A 20219-nucleotide genomic window follows, 5' to 3' on the forward strand; every position below is an offset into this window, starting at 1 on the left:
CGTCTTGACCCGGACGCCAGTACCCCAACGCGGCACTACGTAGCGTGCGCTCTGCGCACGACCGGGCGCGACGAAACGACGGGCCGTGCGCGAAGCGCACGCTACGGCGCGGACCGCCTCGCGCGCCCGTGCCGGCGGCAGGGCCGCGAATGTGCTGCCGTGCCGCCTGCGCAGGAGCGCAGGCTCAGCTGCTGCGCTCCTCCTCCAGCTCGAGACCGACGTTGGACGAGGCACGGTCGTAGACCGCCTGGTCGAGCAGGCCTTCCTCCTTGGCCACCAGCACCGGCACCAGCATCTGGCCGGTGACGTTGGTCATCGTGCGCATCATGTCGAGCACGCGGTCGATGGCGAGCAGGAAGCCCAGCCCCTCCAGCGGCAGGCCGGCGGCACTGAGCACCACCGTGGCCATCACCACCGCCGTGCCCGGCACGCCGGCGGTGCCGAAGCTGCCCAGCACCGAGGCCAGCAGGATGACGAGATACTGCGTCGCGCTCAGCTCGATGCCGAAGTACTGGGCGATGAAGATCGAGGCCAGCGCCGGATAGATCGCGCCGCAGCCGTCCATCTTGATGCTGGCGCCCAGCGGCACGGCGAAGGCGGCATAGTCCCTGTTGACGCCCAGGTTGTGGGTGACCGCCCGCAGGGCCACCGGCAGCGAGGCGAAGCTGGACGAGCTGACGAAGGCCACCTGCATGCCCGGCGCGGCGCCGCGGAAGAACTTGAGCGGGTTCAGGCCGTGCGCCAGCAGCAGGCTGCCGTATACGAAGACGATGTGCAGCGCGCAGGCCAGGTACAGTGCGAACACGAAGTTGCCCAGCGGCAGCAGCCGCTCGAAGCCGTAGGTGCCGACCAGCGCGGCGATCAGGCCGAAGGTGCCGATCGGGGTGAACTCGAGCACGAAGCGGGTGACCTGGATCATCGCCTCGCTGGCCTCGCCGACCAGCTTGCGCAGGCCAGCGGTCCTCTCGCCGAGCCTGACCAGGGCGAAGCCGAGCAGGCCGGCGAAGAAGATCACCTGCAGGATCTTGCCCTCGGCGAGCGCGGCGAACGGATTCTTCGGCACCACGTCGAGCAGCACCTGGACCACACCCGGTACCTCGCGCGGCACATAGTCCTCGGCCATCTGCAGCTCGCCGACGCCGAGGCCCGGGTTGGTCAGGAAGGCCACGCCCAGGCCGACGCCGACGGCCAGCGCGGCGGTGGCGGCGAACCACAGGAAGGTCTTGCCGCCGAGCGTGGCGACCGACTTCTGCCCGTGCAGGCTGGCCACCGCGTTGATCACCGCGAAGAACACCAGCGGCGTGGCGATCATCCGGATCAGGTTCACGTAGACCGTGCCCAGCGGCTGCAGCCAGGTGCCGGCGGCCGGACCCATCAGCCAGCCGACCAGGGCACCGAGCGTGAACGCGCCCATGACGCGCTGCCAGAACGGAATGCGGAACCAGGCGTGGATCAGGGTCACGGGCGGGCCTTGGGGGGAGCGGAGAGCGGAGCCTATCAAGTGTGGCCGAATGGGCGGGAGGTTTCGCGGCCGGCCCGGGAATCAGTGTTCCGGCGCTGCAATGCCGGCCGGCGCCGGCACGCGCGGGCGGGGCCGGAAGCAGCGATAATGGGGCTCTTTTTCCACGCCCTCGCCCCGTGCTGTACCTGAGCTTCTTCGCCGGCCTGGCCCTGCTGATCCTCGGCGCCGACCTGATGGTGCGCGGCGCCAGCCGCCTGTCGCTGTCCTTCGGCATCTCCCCGCTGGTGATCGGCCTGACCGTGGTCGCCTTCGGCACCAGCGCGCCGGAGCTGGCGGTGTCGGTGCGCGGCGCCTTCGCCGGCCAGGCCGACATCGCGCTCGGCAACGTGGTCGGCAGCAACATCTTCAACGTGCTGTGCATCCTCGGCCTGTCGGCCCTGGTCGCGCCACTGATCGTCGACCGCCAGGTGGTGCGGCAGGAGGTGCCGATCATGATCGGCCTGAGCCTGCTGCTCTGGCTGCTGGCGCTCGATGGCCATATCTCGCGCGGCAACGGGCTGGTTCTGATCGCGCTGCTGGTCGCCTACAACGGCTTCCTGTTCTGGCAGGCGCGGCAGCGCAGCCGCAGCCAGGTGTCGGTCGAGCTGGAGCTGCCCGAGGACAGTCGCTGGGACCGCCACTGGGCGGTGCAGGTCGGCCTGATCGTGGTCGGGCTCGGGCTGCTCGTGCTGGGCGCGCGCTGGCTGGTCGAGTCGGCGATCGCCTTCGCCGCCGCGCTCGGCGTGAGCGAACTGGTGATCGGCCTGACCATCGTCTCGGCCGGCACCTCGCTGCCGGAGATCGCCACCTCGGTGATCGCCGCCGCGCGCGGCCAGCGCGACATCGCGGTGGGCAACGTGGTCGGCAGCAACATCTTCAACATCGTCGGCGTGCTCGGCGTCACCGCCAGCGTGGCGCCCGCCGCGCTGCCGGTGGCGCCGGCGCTGCTCGCCTTCGACCTGCAGGTGATGGTGGCCGCGGCGATCGCCTGCCTGCCGATCCTGTTCACCGGCCACCGCATCGCACGCTGGGAAGGCGCGTTGTTTCTCGGTTACTACTTCGCCTACACGGTCTATCTCATCCTCTATGCGCAGGACCACGACGCGCTCGACGAGTACAGCCTGGTCATGACCACCACGGTGATCCCGCTGACCGTGCTCACCATCGCCATCGTCAGCTGGCGCGAATGGCGCGGTCACCGCGCACTGGCGCGGCGCGGCGGGCGGTGAGGAGCGGGGAAGAGCGTCGATGCATCACGCCCCGGCGCAAGCCGGGATGACGGCTTCGTGTTTCGCGCTGATGCTGCCCGGCATACGCTCTTCTGATTCCCGATTCCCGATTCCCGATTCCCGATTCCCGATTCCCGATTCCCGAAAATGCCCTACACCCCGATCGTCGCCACCCTCGGCTATGTGCTCTCCCCGGACCGCTCGCAGGTGCTGATGATCCACCGCAATGCACGGCCCGGAGACCATCATCTGGGCAAGTACAACGGCCTCGGCGGCAAGCTCGACCCGGACGAGGACGTGGCCAGCGGGATGCGCCGCGAGATCCGCGAGGAGGCCGGCATCGAGTGCGTGGAGATGCAGTTGCGCGGCACCATCAGCTGGCCCGGCTTCGGCAAGCACGGCGAGGACTGGCTGGGTTTCCTCTTCCTGATCACCCGCTTCGAGGGCACGCCGCTGGAGCGCAATCCGGAAGGCGCACTGGAATGGGTCCCGGTCGAGCGCCTGCTCGACCTGCCGCTGTGGGAGGGCGACCGCCACTTCCTGCCGCTGGTGTTCGATGGCGACCCCCGTCCCTTTCACGGCGTGATGCCCTACCACCACGGCCGGATGCTGGACTGGCGCTGGCAGCGATTGTGATCATGCACTCAATTCGTGGCCGGATCGGCCGCTATCGTCCTCGATGCCGCCGGCAACCCACGTGACCGTGCCGATGGAAGCGTCCCCATGAGCGAGCAGTCCGCCGCCAGCGACGGCGACAAATACACCATCCACAGTCGCCAGGAGATCCGCACCCTGCTGCGCCGACTCAGCGAACAGCACTGTCTGCTCACCGCCTATTTCGACGAGGGCCGCCACTTCCTGCTGACCGCCATTCTCGGTTTCAGCGAGGACGGCCGGTATCTCGTGCTGGACGCCAGCCCGGACCAGGACATCAACGAGCGCACGCTGCGCGCCAAGCGCCTGCTGTGCAGCAGCCAGCTCGAACGGGTCGAGCTGCGTTTCGGCACCGGGCCGGCCGAGATGATCCAGCACGAAGGGCTGCCCGCCTTCCGCGTGCCGGCACCGACCAGCATGCGCTACCTGCAGCGACGGGAGTACTACCGGCTGCTGGTTCCCGTCACCCACACGCTGGAGTGCGTGATCCGCTTCCCCGCGGACGAGCACCGCCACGCACGGACGGTGCAAACGCGGGTGATCGACATCAGTCTCGGCGGTGTGGCACTGCTGCTGCCGCCCGAGGCCAAGGACGAATTCGAGCCCGGCGCGATGCTGCCGGACTGCCAGCTCACGCTGCCAGACACCGGCAGGATCGAGGCCACACTGCGTGTCTGCCACGTCTTCGAGACCAACGACGGGCGCGGGCTGCCGCGCACCCAGGCCGGCTGCGAGTTCGTCGCCCTGGCCACGCAGTCGCAGTCGCTGGTGCAGCGCTACATCCTGCGTGTCGAACGCAAACGCATCGCCCGCGAGCGCGGGCTGATCTGAGGCCTTCCTGCCGTTTCAGAACGGCTTGGCCAATACCAGCCATATCACGCCTATCACCAACAGCAATGGCGCCTCGTTGAGCCAGCGCAGGGCCGTTGCGGACGGCAACGCCCCCCCGCCCGCCGCGCGCTCGAGCATGCGGCCGGTGACGATGAAATAAGCGAGCAGCACGGCCACCAGTGCCAGTTTGGCGTGCATCCACCCGGAACCGGCCGCCACCGGCGGGTACCACGCCGGCGCGACGCGATAGCCCAGCCACAACGGCAAACCGAACGCCAGCAGCAGCCCGAACATGGCGTGACCGAAGCGGTACAGCCGCCGCCCCATCAGCACCAAACGCTCGCGCACCGCCTCCTGTCCAGCCGACTCGGCGAGGTTCACCAGGATCCGCGGCAGGTAGAACACCGCCGCCATCCAGGCGATCACGAACAGCAGGTGAAAGGTCTTGCTCCAGAGGTAAACCGTCATGGCGAACTCCGCGACAGGAACCCGCGCAAGCATGCCACGGACGCATGCCGCACGGGCCGATTGCACGACCACACACCTGCCCGACCAGCTGTACCGGCAACTGACCCGCTTCGTCGAGAAAAACTGCGGGCACATGCGCTGCGAGGAGGCGCAGAACAAGCCGATCCTCCGGGCGGCCTACGCCGACGAAGTCCTGCACGACATCCAGCGCGACATGATCGCATCGGTGCCCGCACCGATGCTGGCCAGATCCCGACCCCGGCGAAGACGCTGGCGAAGACGCTGTCGTCGCCCAGAGAGCGCCGCAGTACCAGCGGCTCGTCGTCCGCGGCATCGGACCGTCGGGGTGGGACGGGATTGCCGTTCCACTCGCCGGCATGGGCGCGGATCGCCAGGCCGAGCAGGTCGGCGACCGTCGCCAGTGCGTCCTCCAGCGCGTCCTTGATGCCTTCCGACGTGTCGCACGCGATGTGCAGGAGGCCGATCGGCCGATCGTCGCCGGGCAACGGAAAGGCGAATCCCGGTCCCATGCCGCTTCCGTGTCGGCCGCGACTGGCGACGATGAACGGGCGCGCGCCGGGACTCGTGCAACGGCAGCGCGGCCTGGCACGCGCCGAGACCGGCTTCGAGACCCTCCAGCACGGCGTCGAACAGCGCGCCGGGCCTGCCCGCGCGATCCGGCACGCCAGTGCGCGCACGCCGGCCATCACGCTGCAGGCGGGCCTGGCGGCGTCCACACGCCCTATCGCGTCAGGCGCGGTTCTGCGGCCGCATCGATCGGTGCAGCGATCCCGGCGGCGGCACAGGAATCGCCGGGGACAGCCGCGGCGGCCACCGGCGTGTCCGATCGTGACTCAGTCCACGCTTTCCCCGTCGTTCGCCGCATGGCGGCGGAACCAGCCCACCGTATGGAGCACCTGCGCGATCATCTGGCTCGGCCGATGGTTGATCGAATGCGAGGCGCCCGGAATGCGCACCAGCGCGGTCGGCACCCGACGCAGCTTAAGCGCCTGGTAGTACTGCTCCGACTCGGAGATGGGCGTGCGGTGATCCTCCTCGCCGGTGATCAGCATGGTCGGCGTGCTCACGTTGCCGACGTAGCTGATCGGCGAGCGCTTGAGGTAGTGCTCGGCATGTTCCCACGGCTCGCCCGGGAACCAGTAGCGGGTGAAGAACGGGTACATGTCGGCGGTCAGCACGAAGCTGTACCAATTGATCACCGGCTTGGCGACCACCGCGGCGCGGAAGCGGTCGGTATGGCCGACGATCCAGGCGGTCAGCGTACCGCCGCCGCTGCCACCGGTGACGAACAGGTTCTTCTCGTCGATGTAACCGCGCGCGAGCAATGCATCCACGCCGCTGACCAGGTCGTCGTAGTCCTGGCTCGGATAGTTGTGGTGGATCAGGTTGGCGAACTCGGCACCGTAGCTGGTGCTGCCGCGCGGGTTGGTGTACAGCACCACATAGCCCTGTGCGGCATACAGCTGGATCTCCGGCGCGAAATGCGGGCCATAGGCCGCGAACGGACCGCCGTGGATCTCCAGCAGCAGCGGATACTTCTTCGCCGGATCGAAGCCGGGCGGATAGGCGATCCAGCCCTGGATCGACCGGCCGTCGGCCGAGGACGGATAGACGATCTCCTCGATCTTCGCCAGCCGGCGGTTGTCGAGCAGGTTGGCACTGAGGTCGGTGAGCACGCGCGGACTCGCGCCCGGTGTCACCACCGCCACGTCGGCCGGGCGGTACGGTGTGCCGCGGGTATAGGCGACCCGTCCCGCCGCCACCGACATCGCGCCGCCGGTGTACGGCCGACCCATCGCCGTGCCGCCGAAGTCCTCGGCCAGCACGCGGATGCGGCCGCCGTCGGCGCCGATCGCGGCAACCCGGGTGCTGCCGCGCTCGTCATAGGAGAAGGCGATCTCGCGGTTGCTCAGCCAGCCGGCGTTGTCGACGCTGGCGTCGAGCCCGCCGGTCAGCTCGCGGCTGCGGCCGCTGGCCAGGTCGAGCACGTACAGGCGGCGGTTGTGGTAGCCCATCCGCTGGTCGTCGAAGCCCAGATAGGCCACCCGGCGACCGTCCGGCGACAGCGCCGGCGCCTGATCCGGGCCCTTGCGCCCGGTCAGGCGCGCGAACTCGCCGCTGGCGATGTCCACGCGGTACAGCTCGCTCTCCAGCGGCTCGAACTCCGGCTCGGCATCGCGGTTGGCTGAAACGATCACCGACTTGCCGTCCGGCAGCCAGACCGCACGGCTGCCGATGTCGAACTCGCCGCGCGTCACCTGCCGCGCCGGGCCGCCCTCGGCCGGCACCACGAACAGATGGGTGAAGCCCGGCTCTCGGAAGCCCGCGCCGTCGAAGCGGTACAGCGCGTGCTCGATCACCATGACCGGCTTCGCCCACTCGGCGCCGCGCGGTGCCTTCGGCATCTGCGCCAGCGGTTTGCCCTCGACCGGCACCTGCATCAGGAAGGCGATCTGCTGGCCGTCCGGCGACCAGCTCAGCGCGCGCGGCGCAGCGGCGAGCTGGGTCACCCGCGCCAGGGTCGGCGAATCCAGCCATTGCACGAAGATCTGCGGGCGCTCGCCGTCGCTGGCGACGAAGGCCACGCGCCTGCCGTCCGGCGACCACACCGGATCGGCGTCGCGGCGCGCGCCGCTGGTCAGCGGCCGGGTCGAGCCGCTGGCGACGTCGATCAGCCACAGGTTCGAGCGGCGCACGTCCTTCATCGGATCGAAGAACGTGCGCTGGTACACGACCGAGCGGCCATCCGGCGACAGCACCGGATTCTCCGCCCACTGCAGGTCGAACACGTCCAGCGGCGCGAACTTCGCACCGTCGCTCGCCTGCGCGGCGAACGCACCGACCACGAGCAACGCCAATAGCCACGAACGCAAGACGGACCGCATCGGATGCTCCATGCCTGAGGGGGACGGCCGAGTATGCCTCCGCCCTTGGTTTGCCGCATGGGCCGCAAGGCATGATCGCGTGATCGGGTGCACGTCCTGCGACCTCGCCCATGAACTGATGCACCACTGCACCACCGGCAACTCCACGACGGCGGGTTCCCCTGCAGGCGATGAAACAGTGCGGCACGCATCGATATACGCCCGCCCCACCAGCCCGTCACGACCTCCGCAACGCCCCCAGCACCCGCGCGATCGCGCCGGCATGGTCCGGTACCCAGCGCAGCACGATCACCAGATCGTTCTCGCGATCCACGTAGATGTAGTTGCCGCCGAAGCCCGCGGCCCAGTAAGCCGACTCCGGCGCTTCCGGGATCGCGCGGCGGCCGGTGTTGAGCCACCACAGCAAGCCGTAGTCGTCCTTGGTCGCGGAGGGCGTGGTCGCCGTCGCCATCCAGTCGGCCGGGAACAGCCGCGCCGCGCCCCAGCGGCCGTCGCGCAGGTGCAGCAGGCCGAAGCGGGCGTGGTCGGCGGTCGAGATGAACAGCCCGCCGCCGAAATGGCCGCCACCTGACACCGACTGCATGCGCTGGCCGTCCAGCTCGACCCAGGAATTCTCGTAGCCGTACCAGCGCCAGGTATTCGACGCGCCGATCGGATCCATGATCCGCTCGCGCAGCACCTGCGGCAGCGGCTGGCGGAACACCTGCAGCAGCGCGTAGGCGAGCAGGTTCACCCGCACGTCGTTGTACTTGTAGCGCGTGCCAGGCGCGTGCAGCGGCCGGTTGGCGGGATCGTCACCCTCGGGCCGGTCGGCCCAGTCGGGCACGTCCCAGAGCGTGCCCGACCAGTCCGAGTTCTGCTCCAGCAGGTGCCGCCAGGTGATCGCGCCGTTGTGCTCGCCGTCGAACTTGCCGTCGTCGACGTAGCGCGCCACCGGATCATCCAGCGAAGCGATGCGGCCGTCGGCCAGTGCCAGCCCGGCCAGCGTGGCGAGATAGCTCTTGACCACGCTGAAGGTCATGTCGGCGCGGTGGATGTCGCCCCATGCGGCGACGAGATGGCCGCCGCGCACCACCACACCGCTGCCGCCGGCGCGCGGCCTGGTCGGCCCGAGCACACGGTAACCCGGCTCACGCGGTGTGTAGTGGTCGAGGATGACCTGGCGCAGATCGGCAGGCTCGGCCACCGTGTTGGCCTGGATCCAGTCGACCGCCTCGGCGAGCTTGCGCGGATCGAAGCCGGCTTCGGCCGGCGCGAGCCGCGCCCAGTCGTGGCGTGGAGGAACGTAGTCGGCGGCCTGGGCTGCGATCGCCAACAGTGCGGCGGCGGCGAACAGACCACGGAGGAGCAAGGACTTCATGACGGTTCCCGTCGGCAATGGACCGGCGGGCACTCTAGCAATATGGACTCTGGCAACGCTGGGTGAGGCGGGCCACCGGCCCCGCGCAGACCGGCGGCTGCCGCTCAATGCTGCGCCGTCTTCACCAGCAAGCCCTTGGCGATCTCCGCATGCACGCGGCCCACGCCGCGGACGATGTGCAGGCTGACGAACAGCAGCAGCACGCCGAACACGAAGGCCAGCGGCGCCGACAGCGGCGTGATGTCGATGTGGACCTTGGCGTACATGTCGATCCAACCCAGCTCGGCCAGCGCGATCAGCACCGGCGCCGCGATCAGGCTCAGCGACACGCTCAGCGAAGTCACCGCGAAGGTGAAGTAAGCGATGCCCAGCGGCAGCATCAGCAGCATGTAGAGCATGGTCGACCAGGTGCGCGGGTCGGTGAACATCGTCCCGATCCGCGCCAGCAGCGGCTTGCCGCGCTGCGCGTACAGCGGCCGTCGCGGCATGCGCTGGCCCAGCAGCGCCTCGACGATGCGGCCCTCCGCCAGCGACAGCAGCCGGGTGATGCCGACGAACAGGATCACGAACGGGATGCCGACGATCAGGATCGACAGGCCCAGCGACAGGCTCAGCCCCGTGACCACGGTGGTGAAGTACAGGATGCCGGTCGCCAGCGACAGCAGCATGTAGATCAGCGCGGTGTAGGTACGCGGGTCGAGCGCCACACCGAAGAAGCGGCCCAGCGCGGTGCGCGGCGGCGGCGGCGGCGGCGTGCGCAGCGCGCGGTTCACCTTCACTTCGGTGTCGCGGTAGATCTCCGCCACTTCCTCGGGCGCGCCGTAGCTGCCGGCGATCTCGGCCAGCATCTGCGCCTCGGACTTGTCCGGATGCTCGGCCAGCTCCGAGCGCAGGTACTCCTCGGCGTCGTAGAGCGCGTCCTGCACCAGCGCCGGGTCGGCATCGCGCAGCGCGGCGCGGAGCTGGTCGAGGTATTCGGGAATGGTCTTGGGCGTGTTGGCGGCCATCACAGCGAGCCCTCCAGGGCGGATTCGACGACATCACGGGTGGCCGACCACACGGCCGCCCACTGTTCGAGCACCCGCCGCCCCTCGGCGGTGATGCGGTAGTAGCGGCGAGGCGGCCCGGACACCGATGGCTCCACCTCGCTCTCCAGCAGCCCGGCCGCGCTGAGGTTGCGCAGCACCGGATACAGCGCACTCTGCTTGCCGCTGAGCACGGCCTGGCCGCTGGCTTCCAGGCGCTTGGCGATCTGGTAGCCGTACAAGGGCTGGTCCGAACGCGCGAGCAAGGCCAGCAGCACCAGCGAGACCGTACCGGCGCTGAGTTCCTTCTGGAATTTCCTGAGGTGGGTGTCGTGGTCGGTCACGGCCGGCTGACTCGAAGTGCGCCATAGGCACGACTACACAATATTGTGAACCTCATACTAGCTGCCAATGCCGGAAGTCATGCCACCCGTGGGGCTGTGGCGCTGGCGCAGACGCGACACAATGCCGCCCTGCCCCGCGAGCACCACAGCATGGAAAAACACTACGACCGCGACTACTTCGAACGCTGGTACCGCGCTCCCGACCAGCGCGCCGAGCGGCGCGCCCTGCTCGCCCGCAAGGTGGCGCTGGCGGTGGCGATGGCCGAGTACCACCTCGGCCGCCCGCTGCGCTCGGTGCTCGACGTGGGCTGCGGCGAGGGCGCCTGGCGCGCGCCGCTGCTCAGGCTGCGGCCGAGGCTGTACTACCTCGGGGTGGACAGCAGCGAATATGCGGTCGTCCGCTACGGCCGCCAGCGCAACCTGCGGCTGGTGTCGTTCGGTCAGCTCGCCGAACTGCGCTTCGATCGCAGCTTCGACCTGCTGGTGTGCTCGGACGTGATGCACTACCTGCCCGCCGCCGAACTCAGGCGGGGCCTGTCCGGCTTCGCCGAGCTGTGCCACGGCGTCGCCTTCCTGGAAACCTTCTGCAAGGGCGACGCCGCCGAGGGCGACGAGCACGGCTTCCATGCCCGCCCGGCCGGCTTCTACCGCAAGGCCTTCGCGACGGCCGGGTTCAGCTTCTGCGGCTCGCACTGCTGGCTGTCGCCCGGGCTGCGCCAGGACGCGGTGGCGCTGGAGATCGCCTGAGCGCGACCGGGCTCAAGGATTCGCCGTCCGGGCCGCCACCATACTGCACCGCAGCATCGCGCGCCCGGACGCGCTACCCTGTCGCCGTGTCGGACTTCGCATCACCGGACAGCCCATGCTCTACCACGCCCACGAACTCACCCGCGCCCTGATGAGCCCTTGGGTCTACTGGTCGCAGGCCAGCGCGCGCATCTTTTCCGAGCAGGGCAGCTGGCTCTCGAAACTGCCCGGCGCGCCGCGCCTCGCCGCCGGCTACGAGCTGCTGTACCGGATCGGCAAGGACTACGAAAAGCCCGAGTTCGGCATCCGCACCGCGCTCGCCCACGGCCACGAGGTGCCGATCGTCGAGCAGACCGTGCTGGCGCGACCGTTCTGCAAGCTGCTGCGCTTCAAGCGCTACAGCGACGACCCGCGCACCATCGCCGACCTCAAGGACGATCCGCCGGTGCTGGTGGTGGCGCCGCTGTCGGGCCACCACGCCACCCTGCTGCGCGACACCGTGCGCACCCTGCTGCGCGACCACAAGGTCTACATCACCGACTGGATCGACGCGCGCATGGTGCCGGCGTCGGAGGGGCCGTTCCACCTCGACGACTACGTCGGCTACGTGCAGGACTTCATCCGCCACATCGGCGCGGAGAAGCTGCACGTGATCAGTGTCTGCCAGCCCACGGTGCCGGTGCTGGCGGCGATTTCGCTGATGGCCGCGCGCGGCGAGGCCACGCCGCGCAGCATGGTGATGATGGGCGGCCCGATCGACACCCGCGTCAGTCCGACCCAGGTCAACGACCTGGCCGCCACCAAGCCGCTGTCGTGGTTCGAACGCCACCTGATCCACCCGGTGCCGCACCTGTACCCGGGCAGCGGGCGCCGGGTGTACCCCGGCTTCCTGCAGCACGCCGGCTTCCTGGCGATGAATCCGAGCCGGCACTTCCAGTCGCACTGGGACTTCTACCAGGACCTGGTGCGCGGCGACCTCGAGGACGCCGAGTCGCACCGTCGCTTCTACGACGAGTACAACGCCGTGCTCGACATGCCGGCCGAGTACTACCTGGACACCATCCGCACCGTGTTCCAGGAGCACCTGCTGCCGCGCGGCCTGTGGGACGTGGCTGGCGAACGAGTCGTGCCGGAGGCCATCACCGGAACCGCCCTGATGACCATCGAGGGCGAGCTGGATGACATTTCCGGCCTCGGCCAGACCCGCGCCGCACACGACCTGTGCCGTGGCATCCCGCAGCAGGCCAAGCGCCACCTCACGGTGAAGGGCGCCGGCCACTACGGCATCTTCAGCGGCCGCCGCTGGCGCGAGTCGGTGTACCCGGACGTGCGCGACTTCATCCGCGCGCACGCTCATCGTTGAGCGTCTGCCGCCAAGCGCCCGGGCGCCATAGCCCCCGGTCGCGGCTTGCGCCGTCAGCCTTCGGCAGACGACTGCGTCGTTCCTGCAGTCCAGGCGGACACGGCCTACGTCGCGCGGCGGATCGCCGCCAGGCTCGCACCCACGCCCATCAGCAGCGCGCCCGAGATCCGCTCGCGCCACACCGCCACCCGCTCGCTGGCGGCCAGGCGCCGCCCCTGCGCCGCGACCCAGCCATAGACCGCCAGCACCGGCATCTCGGTGACGAAGCAGATCGCGCCGAACAGCAGGTACTGTGGCAGCAGCGGCGCGGCCGGATCGACGAACTGCGGCATCAGCGCACCGAAGAACAGCACCGACTTGGGATTGGCGAGCTGCGTCAGCACGCCCTGCGCGAACGGCCGCTGCGTCACCGGCACCGGCGCATCGCCACGCGGCGCCGCGTTGGCGCGCGCATCGCGGATGGCCTTGAAGCCGAGATACATCAGATAGGCCGCGCCGACCCACTTCACCGCATGAAACAGGGTCTCTGAGGTGCTCAGCAGCGCGCCCAGCCCGAGTGCCGACAGCGTGAAATAGATGCCGTTGCCGAACTGGATGCCGAGACCGGCCTTGAGGCTCGCGCCCCAACCGCTGCGCATCCCGTGCGCCACGGTGAACAAGACCGCCGGCCCCGGCGTCAGCGCAAACAGCAGTTGCAGGGCGGCGAACGCGGCGAAAGCTTCCCAGTGCATGGTGGTTGCCTGTGTGGTGTGGCTGGCGCGCATTCTGCGGCTTTTCCGCGGCGGCGTCGCGTAGGATTCGTCCTCACCCCGATGAATGCCGCTCATGTCCGCCGCCTCCCGCGATACGCCCTTCGCCGGTCTCGACCCCGACGCCGTGCTCGACGCGGTCGAATCGCTGGGCCTGCACGGCGACGGCCGGGTGCTGGCGCTCAACAGCTACGAGAACCGCGTCTATCGCATCGGGCTCGAAGACGCCGCACCGGTGGTGGCGAAGTTCTACCGCCCCGGCCGCTGGAGCGACGAGGCCATCGGCGAGGAGCACGCCTTCGCCACCGAGCTGCGCAACGCCGGCCTGTCGGTGGTCGCGCCGCTGGCCTTCGCCGGCCGCACCCTGCACCACCACCGCGGCCACCGCTTCGCGCTGTTCCCGTTGCAGGGCGGTCACGCGCCGGAGCCGGGCGACCGCGACACGCTGCGCCAGCTCGGCCGCGCGCTGGGCCGGCTGCATGCGATCGGCGCAGCCGGGCGCTTCGTGCACCGCGCCACGCTCGACATCGCCGCCTTCGGCGAGGCGCCAGTGGAATTCCTGCTCGACCACGACTGGCTGCCGCCCGAGCTGGAGGACAACTTCGCCGGCCTGTGCGATGCGGTGCTGGATCGCGTCGAACGCGCCTTCGAACTGGCCGGCGACATCGCCACGCTGCGCCTGCACGGCGACTGCCACCCCGGCAACATCCTCTGGCGCGAGGGCCAGGCCCACTTCGTCGACCTCGACGACTGCCTGACCGGCCCCGCCGTGCAGGACCTGTGGATGCTGCTCTCCGGCCCGCCGCACGAGCAGCGCGCCCAGCTCGGCTGGCTGCTGGAGGGCTACACCCTGTTCCGCGACTTCGACCCGCGCGAGCTGCATCTGGTCGAAGCCCTGCGCGCGCTGCGCATGCTGCACTTCAACGGCTGGATCGCCCGCCGCTGGCACGACCCGGCCTTCCCGGCCGCCTTCCCATGGTTCGGCGAGCGCCGGCACTGGGAGCACGTGATCGCGCAGTTGCAGGAGCAGCTCGACGCGCTGCAGGAACCCACGCTGTCGCTGCCGCCCTGATCGCGCCGCCCCGCTGTGCGGCCGGTGTACGCTTGGCGCCTTTCCCGTTCCGACAGGAGCCGATCCGATGCGCTGCCCCGCCGTCCGTCCCCTGCTCGCCATCGCATTGGCCGTGACGCTGTCCATCGCCGTGGCCGAGGAGGCGCCGCCGCCGACCACCGCCGGCGTGCTGGCCGCCTCGACGCCGGCCGACTGGCGCAGGCCGGATCCGGAGAACGTGCTGTACCTCGAACTGGACAGCGGCCGGGTGGTGATCGAGCTGGCGCCACAGTTCGCGCCGCTGCATGCCGACAACATCCGCACGCTGGTGCGCGCCGGCTACTTCGACGGGCTCAAGGTGATCCGCTCGCAGGAGAACTACGTCGTGCAATGGGGCGATCCGCACGCCGACGATCCGGAAAAGGCGCGGCCGCTGGACCCGGCCAAGGCGACCCTGCCGCCGGAGTTCACCCGCCCGATGCGGGGGCTCGACTTCACCGTGCTCGTCGACGGCGACGTGTACGCACCCGAGGTCGGCTTCTCCGGCGGCTTCCACGCCGCCCGCGACCCCGAGGCCGGTCAGGCCTGGCTGGCGCACTGCTACGGCGTGCTCGGGGTGGCGCGCGGCGGCACCGCCGACAGCGGCAGCGGTGCCGGCCTGTATGTCGTCATCGGCCACGCGCCACGCCACCTGGAGCGCAACATCACCGCCGTCGGCCGCGTGCTCCGGGGCATGGAACTGCTCAGCACCCTGCCGCGCGGCAGCGGACCGCTCGGCTTCTACACCGACCCCGCACAGCAGGTGCCGGTCAAGGCGATGCGTGTGGCCGCCGACGTGCCGGAAGCCGAACGCAGCGCGCTGGAAGTGTTCCGCACCGACACCGCCGCCTTCGCGCAGCTGATGGAAGCACGCCGCAACCGCCGTGAAGAGTGGTTCCTGCACCCGGTCGGCAAGGTCGAGCTGTGCAACGTGCCGGTCCCGGTGCGCGAGGTGGTCGGGACGGAGTGAAGCGCACCGCCCGTGTACCGCTCCGGCATTGGCGGGAACGACACAGGCCGCCCGGGTCGCCGGCATGCGAGAATGGCCGATGACCTGGTTCGCCCTCACGCCCCACGACACGCCCGCGACCGGGATCGACTGCCGCGACTGCGAGGCGGTGTGCTGCCGGCTCACCGTGGTGCTGATGCCCGATGACCACGTGCCGCCCCGTTACGTCGCCCGCGACGACAGCGGGCTGGAAGTGATGGCCCGCGGCGAGGACGGCTGGTGCAAGGCGCTCGACCGCAACACCCTGCGCTGCACCATCTACGAACAGCGTCCGTCGATCTGCCGCGACTTCACGATGGGCGGCCCCTATTGTCGCGACGAGCGCGCCGCCTGGCACCGCCGCTCGGCGGCCGGGATTCCCATCGCGCTGTGCTGAACGCACCGATGGTGGACTGGCACGTGTACCTGATCGAATGCCGGGACGGCAGCCTGTACACCGGCATCGCCGTGGACGTGGCGCGGCGCTATGCCGAGCACGCCGCCGGCAAGGGCGCGCGCTACACGCGGATGCGTCCGCCGGCCCGGCTGCTCGCGAGCTTCGCCCTGCCCGACCGCGCCAGCGCCAGTCGCGCCGAGTACCTCATCAAGCGGCTCGACCCGGCGCGCAAGCGCGCGCTGTGCGCGGGGACACTGGCGCTGGCGGATATCGTCGCCGTACCCGCAGGAACGGCGCAGTCGTCTGCCGAAGGATGACGGCGCAAGCCGCGGCCGGCAGCCTCCCGGAACCGTGGTTGCGGCCGAAGCCGCTGCAAGAAACGCCGGCTACAGCGCCTCGCCGGCGGCATGCCCCGATGCCCAGGCCCACTGGAAGTTGTAGCCGCCCAGCCAGCCGGTCACGTCCACCACTTCGCCGATGAAGAACAGTCCCGGCACGCGCCGCGCCATCATCGTGCTCGATGACAGCTCATCGGTATCGACGCCGCCGAGGGTGACCTCGGCGGTGCGGTAGCCCTCGGTACCACTGGCCACCAGCGGCCAGTCGGCGAGTTGCGCCGCGATGCCGCGCAGCTCGGCCTCGCGGAACTGCCGCATCGGCCGGTTCGGCAGCCACACCTCGCACAGCCGCTGCGCGAAACGGCGCGGCAGCGCGTCGGCGAGCACGGTCTTGAGCTCGGCCGCCGGCCGCGCGGCCTGCTGCTGCCTGAGCCAGTCGAAGGCATCGACCGCCGGCAGCAGGTCCAGCCGCAGATCGTCGCCCGGCTGCCAGTACGAGGAGATCTGCAGGATCGCCGGCCCGCTGACGCCGCGATGGGTGATCAACATCCGGTTGCGGAAGCTCTGCCCGTTGCAGCGCGCCTCCACCGGAAACGCCACGCCACTGAGGTCGTGGAAGCGCTCGGCGTGCTTGCCGCTGAGCGTGAGCGGCACCAGCCCGGCGCGGGTCGGCAACACATTCAGCCCGAACTGGCGGGCGATGTCGTAGCCGAAGCCGGTCGCGCCCATGCTGGGGATCGACAGCCCGCCGGTCGCCACCACCAGTGCCGGCGCCGAGAACACGCCGCGTGCGGTGTCCAGATGGAAGCCGCCCGGCCCGTGGCGCACCCGCTCGACACCGCAGCCGACTTCGATCCGCACGCCGGCCGCCGCGCATTCCTCCAGCAGCATGCGCACGATCAGCTTCGAGGACTCGTCGCAGAACAGCTGGCCGAGCTCCTTCTCGTGGTAGGCGATGCGATGGCGCTCGACCATCGCGACGAAGTCCCACGGCGTGTAACGCGCCAGCGCCGACTTGCAGTAGTGCGGGTTGGCCGAGAGGTAGTTGTCCGGCCCGGCGCCAAGGTTGGTGAAATTGCAGCGCCCGCCGCCGGACATCAGGATCTTCTTGCCGACCCGGTTGGCGTGCTCGACGACGAGCACCCGCCTGCCGCGGCGGCCGGCGGTGAGCGCACACATCAGCCCCGCTGCACCGCCACCGACGATGAGGGCGTCGAAGGCCTCCGCCATGCCGTCGTATCAGCGCTTGGGTGGACGCGGCTTGTTCGGGCCGCCCTCGAAGCGCGGCTTGCGCGGCGCGCCCTCGTCGCGCGGCGTGAAGCGGCGCGGCGGCTTGCCGCCCTCGTCCGCCTTGGCGATGCGCAGTTGCTGGCCGGCCACGCGCACCTTCTTCAAGTGCGCCAGCAGCTCGCGCGGCATGCCCTCGGGGAGGTCGATCAGGCTGTGATCGTGTCGGATGTCGATGCGGCCGATGTAACGGCTCTCCAGGTCGGCCTCGTTGGCGATGGCGCCAACGATGTTCTTCGGTTGCACGCCATGCATGTGGCCGACCTCGATGCGGTAGGTCTCCATGCCGACCTCGGGCGCGCCGCGCGGCGGTCTGACCGGGCGCGGCTCGTGTTTGCGCTCGGGGCGCGCCGGCCTGCCCTCGGCGCGTGCCTCGATCCTGCGCTCGGGCTTGCGCTCGGCCGGCAGCAGCAGCGGCGTGTCGCCCTGCAGCAGATGCGCCAGCGCGGCGGCGACATCGGCCGCCGGCACGTTGTGCTCACGCTCGTAGCGCTCGACCAGGTCGCGGAACAGCGACAGATCGGCGCTGGCCAGCGTGTCGGTGATGCGGTCGAGGAACTTCGCCACCCGCTGGTCGTTGACGATCTCGACGCTGGGCAGCTCCATCGGCTCGATCGGCTGCCGCGTGGCCCGCTCGATGGCGCGCAGCATGCCGCGCTCGCGCGGGGCGACGAACAGGATCGCCTCGCCGCTGCGGCCGGCGCGGCCGGTGCGGCCGATGCGGTGGACGTAGCTCTCGGTGTCGTAGGGGATGTCGTAATTGAGCACATGGCTGATGCGCTCGACATCCAGACCGCGCGCGGCCACGTCGGTGGCGACCAGGATGTCGATCTGGCCGTCCTTGAGCCGCTGGATGGTGCGCTCGCGCTGCGCCTGCGGCACGTCGCCGTTGATGGCGGCGGCGGCGAAACCGCGCGCGGCGAGCTTCTCGGCCAGCTCCTCGGTGGCCTGCTTGGTGCGGGCGAACACGATCATCGCATCGAAGGTTTCCGCTTCGAGGATGCGGGTGAGCGCGTCGAGCTTGTGCAGGCCGCCGACCATCCAGTAGCGCTGGCGGATGTTGGCGGCGGTGGTGGTCCTGGCCTTGATCGCGACCTCGACCGGCTCGCGCAGGTAGGTCTGGGCGATGCGCCGGATCGGTGCCGGCATGGTCGCCGAGAACAGCGCCACCTGACGCGATTCCGGCGTCTTCTTCAGCACCGCCTCGACGTCGTCGATGAAGCCCATGCGCAGCATCTCGTCGGCTTCGTCGAGCACCAGCGTGGTCAGCCCGGACAGGTCGAGCGAGCCGCGCCCGAGATGGTCGATCACGCGGCCGGGCGTGCCGACCACCACGTGCACGCCGCGCCGCAGCGCGGCCAACTGCGGGCCATAGGCCTGGCCGCCGTAGATCGGCAGCACGTGGAAGCCGGGAATGTGCGCGGCGTAACGCTGGAACGCCTCGGCGACCTGGATCGCCAGCTCGCGGGTCGGCGCCAGCACCAGCGCCTGCGGCCTGCCCTGCGCCGGATCCAGGCGCGAGAGCACCGGCAGCGCGAAGGCGGCGGTCTTGCCGGTGCCGGTCTGCGCCTGGCCGAGCACGTCGCGGCCGGCCAGCAGCGGCGGGATGGTCGCGGCCTGGATCGGCGAGGGCGACTCGTAGCCGACCTCGGCCAGCGCCTTGAGCAGCGGCGCGGAGAGGCCGAGATCGGTGAAGCGGACCGCGGACGCGGCCGGCTCGGACGGTTCGGAAGACATGGGGGGCTCCGGCGCAGGCGGGCTGCGGATGCGGTGAGAATGGTGCATAGGATAGTCGTTCGCGGCCGAGCACGGGCTCCAGGCGTCGCGCCTCCCCGCCGAACCCGGCGTGACCATCGACTCGGGCCAGCGCCGGCCGGGCCTGCCAGGCTCGGCCTGGTGCCGTCCCGCACCCGCACCGGAGCCCTGCCATGCAGCGCATCCTGCGCCTGAGTCTGTGTCTGTTCGCGCTCGCCCTCGCGTCCCTGCCCGTCCATGCCGACGAAGCGCGCGACGGCGTTGCCGATGTCCGCCATGTCGAGCTCGGCGACCTGCGCATGCACGTGGAAATCCACGGCGAGGGCGAGCCGGTGCTGCTGCTCCATGGCGGTTTCGGTTCGATGGAAGTCTGGCGGCCGCTGATCGCCGTGCTCTCGCCGCACTTCCGGGTGATCGCGCCCGACCTGCGCGCGCACGGCCGCACCAACGACGGCGACCGCCCATTCGACCCGGAGCTGCTCGCCGAAGACCAGCGCGCCCTGCTCGACGCGCTGGACGTGCCGCGCGCCCATGTGGTCGGCTGGAGCATGAGCGGCGGTCTGGCGCTGGAGCTGGCGCTGCGTCATCCCGCGCGCGTCGAGCGCCTGGTGATGATCGCCGCCCTCGCCCACCACGCGGGCCTGCAGGAGGCTTTCCGCGAGCATCTGCTGGCAGCGACGGCGGATACCTGGCCTGCCGGCACCGTGCGGGCATGGCGCGCGCTGGCGCCGGATCCCGACCGCTGGGAGCTGGTCTTCGGCAAGCTGCGCGACTTCGTCGCCAGTGGCCCGCGGCGCGGCGCCGACGACTACCCCCGCGTGCGTGCGCCCACCCTGGTCATCCTCGGCGATCAGGACACCGTCGTGAAGCCGGAGCACACCCGCGAACAGGCCGCGGCGATCCCCCATGCGCGCCTGCTGGCCTGCGAGGACGCCGGACACGGCGTGCCTCTGGAGAAACCCGACCAGGTCAATACCGCGATCCTGCGGTTCCTGACCGGAACCGATGGCGACTGATTGCGACCAAGTCGACGAATACATGCCCGGGGCGGGATTTCTTGAGCCTGATCAAGTGCGGACGGTGCTCGCGGGACTAGCAGCTTGTTGAAATTCTCCCGCGCTAGAGCTTGCTTTCAAGCCCTCTGTTTGCGATATCGACCTCAGCCATAGTGAGGGTGTGGGATGCGT

At 70.1% G+C, this 20219-nt stretch carries 19 protein-coding genes; 10 read left to right on the plus strand and 9 right to left on the minus strand.

The features are described from left to right. Window positions 1-184: 184 nt before the first annotated feature. Entirely contained in the window at window positions 185-1462 is a 1278-nt protein-coding gene (locus HNQ58_RS06060; RefSeq protein WP_183947996.1) for a cation:dicarboxylate symporter family transporter, read from the minus strand. A 176-nt stretch (window positions 1463-1638) separates the two neighbouring features. Here HNQ58_RS06060 and HNQ58_RS06065 point away from each other — a divergent pair, with 176 nt between their 5' ends. The 3 genes from HNQ58_RS06065 to HNQ58_RS06075 all read left to right on the plus strand — a co-directional run bounded on the left by HNQ58_RS06065 (window position 1639) and on the right by HNQ58_RS06075 (window position 4215). After that, on the plus strand, window positions 1639-2730 hold the full coding sequence (locus HNQ58_RS06065; protein WP_183947998.1) for a calcium/sodium antiporter: 1092 nt from the start codon (window positions 1639-1641) through the stop codon (window positions 2728-2730). Window positions 2731-2877: 147 nt separating this feature from the next. Beyond that, a complete protein-coding gene (locus tag HNQ58_RS06070; RefSeq protein ID WP_183948000.1) occupies window positions 2878-3366 on the plus strand; it encodes an NUDIX hydrolase in 489 nt (162 codons plus the stop codon). 87 nt (window positions 3367-3453) lie between these two features. Continuing rightward, window positions 3454-4215 (plus strand): flagellar brake protein, encoded by a 762-nt coding sequence (locus HNQ58_RS06075; protein WP_183948001.1) that lies wholly within the window; start codon window positions 3454-3456, stop codon window positions 4213-4215. 15 nt (window positions 4216-4230) lie between these two features. On the opposite strand, the gene HNQ58_RS06080 is transcribed toward HNQ58_RS06075, so the two are convergent. From HNQ58_RS06080 to HNQ58_RS06100, 5 genes are all read right to left on the minus strand, one after another. Next, window positions 4231-4683, minus strand: coding sequence for a CopD family protein (locus HNQ58_RS06080; protein ID WP_183948003.1), 453 nt, complete (start codon window positions 4681-4683; stop codon window positions 4231-4233). Window positions 4684-5537: 854 nt separating this feature from the next. Then, window positions 5538-7589 carry an alpha/beta hydrolase family protein gene (locus HNQ58_RS06085; protein WP_183948005.1) on the minus strand — a complete coding sequence of 684 codons (2052 nt, stop codon included), beginning with the start codon at window positions 7587-7589 and terminating at the stop codon, window positions 5538-5540. 217 nt (window positions 7590-7806) lie between these two features. Further along, entirely contained in the window at window positions 7807-8949 is a 1143-nt protein-coding gene (locus HNQ58_RS06090) for a serine hydrolase domain-containing protein (RefSeq protein ID WP_183948007.1), read from the minus strand. A 104-nt stretch (window positions 8950-9053) separates the two neighbouring features. After that, on the minus strand, window positions 9054-9956 hold the full coding sequence (locus HNQ58_RS06095; protein ID WP_183948009.1) for a sensor domain-containing protein: 903 nt from the start codon (window positions 9954-9956) through the stop codon (window positions 9054-9056). After that, window positions 9956-10318: a helix-turn-helix transcriptional regulator gene (locus HNQ58_RS06100; protein ID WP_183948010.1), complete on the minus strand. Its 363-nt coding sequence runs from the start codon at window positions 10316-10318 to the stop codon at window positions 9956-9958. The genes HNQ58_RS06095 and HNQ58_RS06100 overlap by 1 nt, the downstream gene beginning before the upstream one ends. A 150-nt stretch (window positions 10319-10468) precedes the next feature. On the opposite strand from HNQ58_RS06100, the gene HNQ58_RS06105 reads away from it, so the two are divergent. Next, window positions 10469-11065, plus strand: a complete 597-nt coding sequence (locus tag HNQ58_RS06105; protein ID WP_183948012.1) for a class I SAM-dependent DNA methyltransferase — start codon at window positions 10469-10471, stop codon at window positions 11063-11065. Window positions 11066-11180: 115 nt separating this feature from the next. Then, complete coding sequence (locus HNQ58_RS06110; protein WP_183948013.1) at window positions 11181-12428, plus strand: polyhydroxyalkanoate depolymerase; 1248 nt, start codon at window positions 11181-11183, stop codon at window positions 12426-12428. Window positions 12429-12532: 104 nt separating this feature from the next. On the opposite strand, the gene HNQ58_RS06115 is transcribed toward HNQ58_RS06110, so the two are convergent. Next, window positions 12533-13159, minus strand: a complete 627-nt coding sequence (locus HNQ58_RS06115) for a LysE family translocator (protein ID WP_183948015.1) — start codon at window positions 13157-13159, stop codon at window positions 12533-12535. A gap of 94 nt (window positions 13160-13253) precedes the next feature. Between HNQ58_RS06115 and HNQ58_RS06120 the strand changes: the two genes are divergently transcribed. The 4 genes from HNQ58_RS06120 to HNQ58_RS06135 all read left to right on the plus strand — a co-directional run bounded on the left by HNQ58_RS06120 (window position 13254) and on the right by HNQ58_RS06135 (window position 15969). After that, window positions 13254-14249 carry a serine/threonine protein kinase gene (locus HNQ58_RS06120; protein ID WP_183948017.1) on the plus strand — a complete coding sequence of 332 codons (996 nt, stop codon included), beginning with the start codon at window positions 13254-13256 and terminating at the stop codon, window positions 14247-14249. Window positions 14250-14316: 67 nt separating this feature from the next. Then, window positions 14317-15237 carry a peptidylprolyl isomerase gene (locus HNQ58_RS06125; RefSeq protein WP_183948020.1) on the plus strand — a complete coding sequence of 307 codons (921 nt, stop codon included), beginning with the start codon at window positions 14317-14319 and terminating at the stop codon, window positions 15235-15237. Between the two features lie 79 nt (window positions 15238-15316). Continuing rightward, window positions 15317-15652 carry a YkgJ family cysteine cluster protein gene (locus HNQ58_RS06130; protein WP_183948021.1) on the plus strand — a complete coding sequence of 112 codons (336 nt, stop codon included), beginning with the start codon at window positions 15317-15319 and terminating at the stop codon, window positions 15650-15652. An 8-nt stretch (window positions 15653-15660) separates the two neighbouring features. After that, window positions 15661-15969: a GIY-YIG nuclease family protein gene (locus HNQ58_RS06135; protein WP_221301170.1), complete on the plus strand. Its 309-nt coding sequence runs from the start codon at window positions 15661-15663 to the stop codon at window positions 15967-15969. Window positions 15970-16038: 69 nt separating this feature from the next. Here HNQ58_RS06135 and HNQ58_RS06140 read toward each other — a convergent pair whose 3' ends face one another. After that, window positions 16039-17220, minus strand: a complete 1182-nt coding sequence (locus HNQ58_RS06140) for a BaiN/RdsA family NAD(P)/FAD-dependent oxidoreductase (RefSeq protein WP_183948023.1) — start codon at window positions 17218-17220, stop codon at window positions 16039-16041. Between the two features lie 9 nt (window positions 17221-17229). Next, window positions 17230-19014: a DEAD/DEAH box helicase gene (locus tag HNQ58_RS06145; protein ID WP_183948025.1), complete on the minus strand. Its 1785-nt coding sequence runs from the start codon at window positions 19012-19014 to the stop codon at window positions 17230-17232. Between the two features lie 191 nt (window positions 19015-19205). On the opposite strand from HNQ58_RS06145, the gene HNQ58_RS06150 reads away from it, so the two are divergent. Continuing rightward, window positions 19206-20048: an alpha/beta fold hydrolase gene (locus HNQ58_RS06150; protein ID WP_183948027.1), complete on the plus strand. Its 843-nt coding sequence runs from the start codon at window positions 19206-19208 to the stop codon at window positions 20046-20048. The last annotated feature ends 171 nt before the right edge of the window (window positions 20049-20219 follow it).

Source organism: Rehaibacterium terrae, from assembly GCF_014202935.1.
Lineage (GTDB): Bacteria > Pseudomonadota > Gammaproteobacteria > Xanthomonadales > Xanthomonadaceae > Rehaibacterium > Rehaibacterium terrae.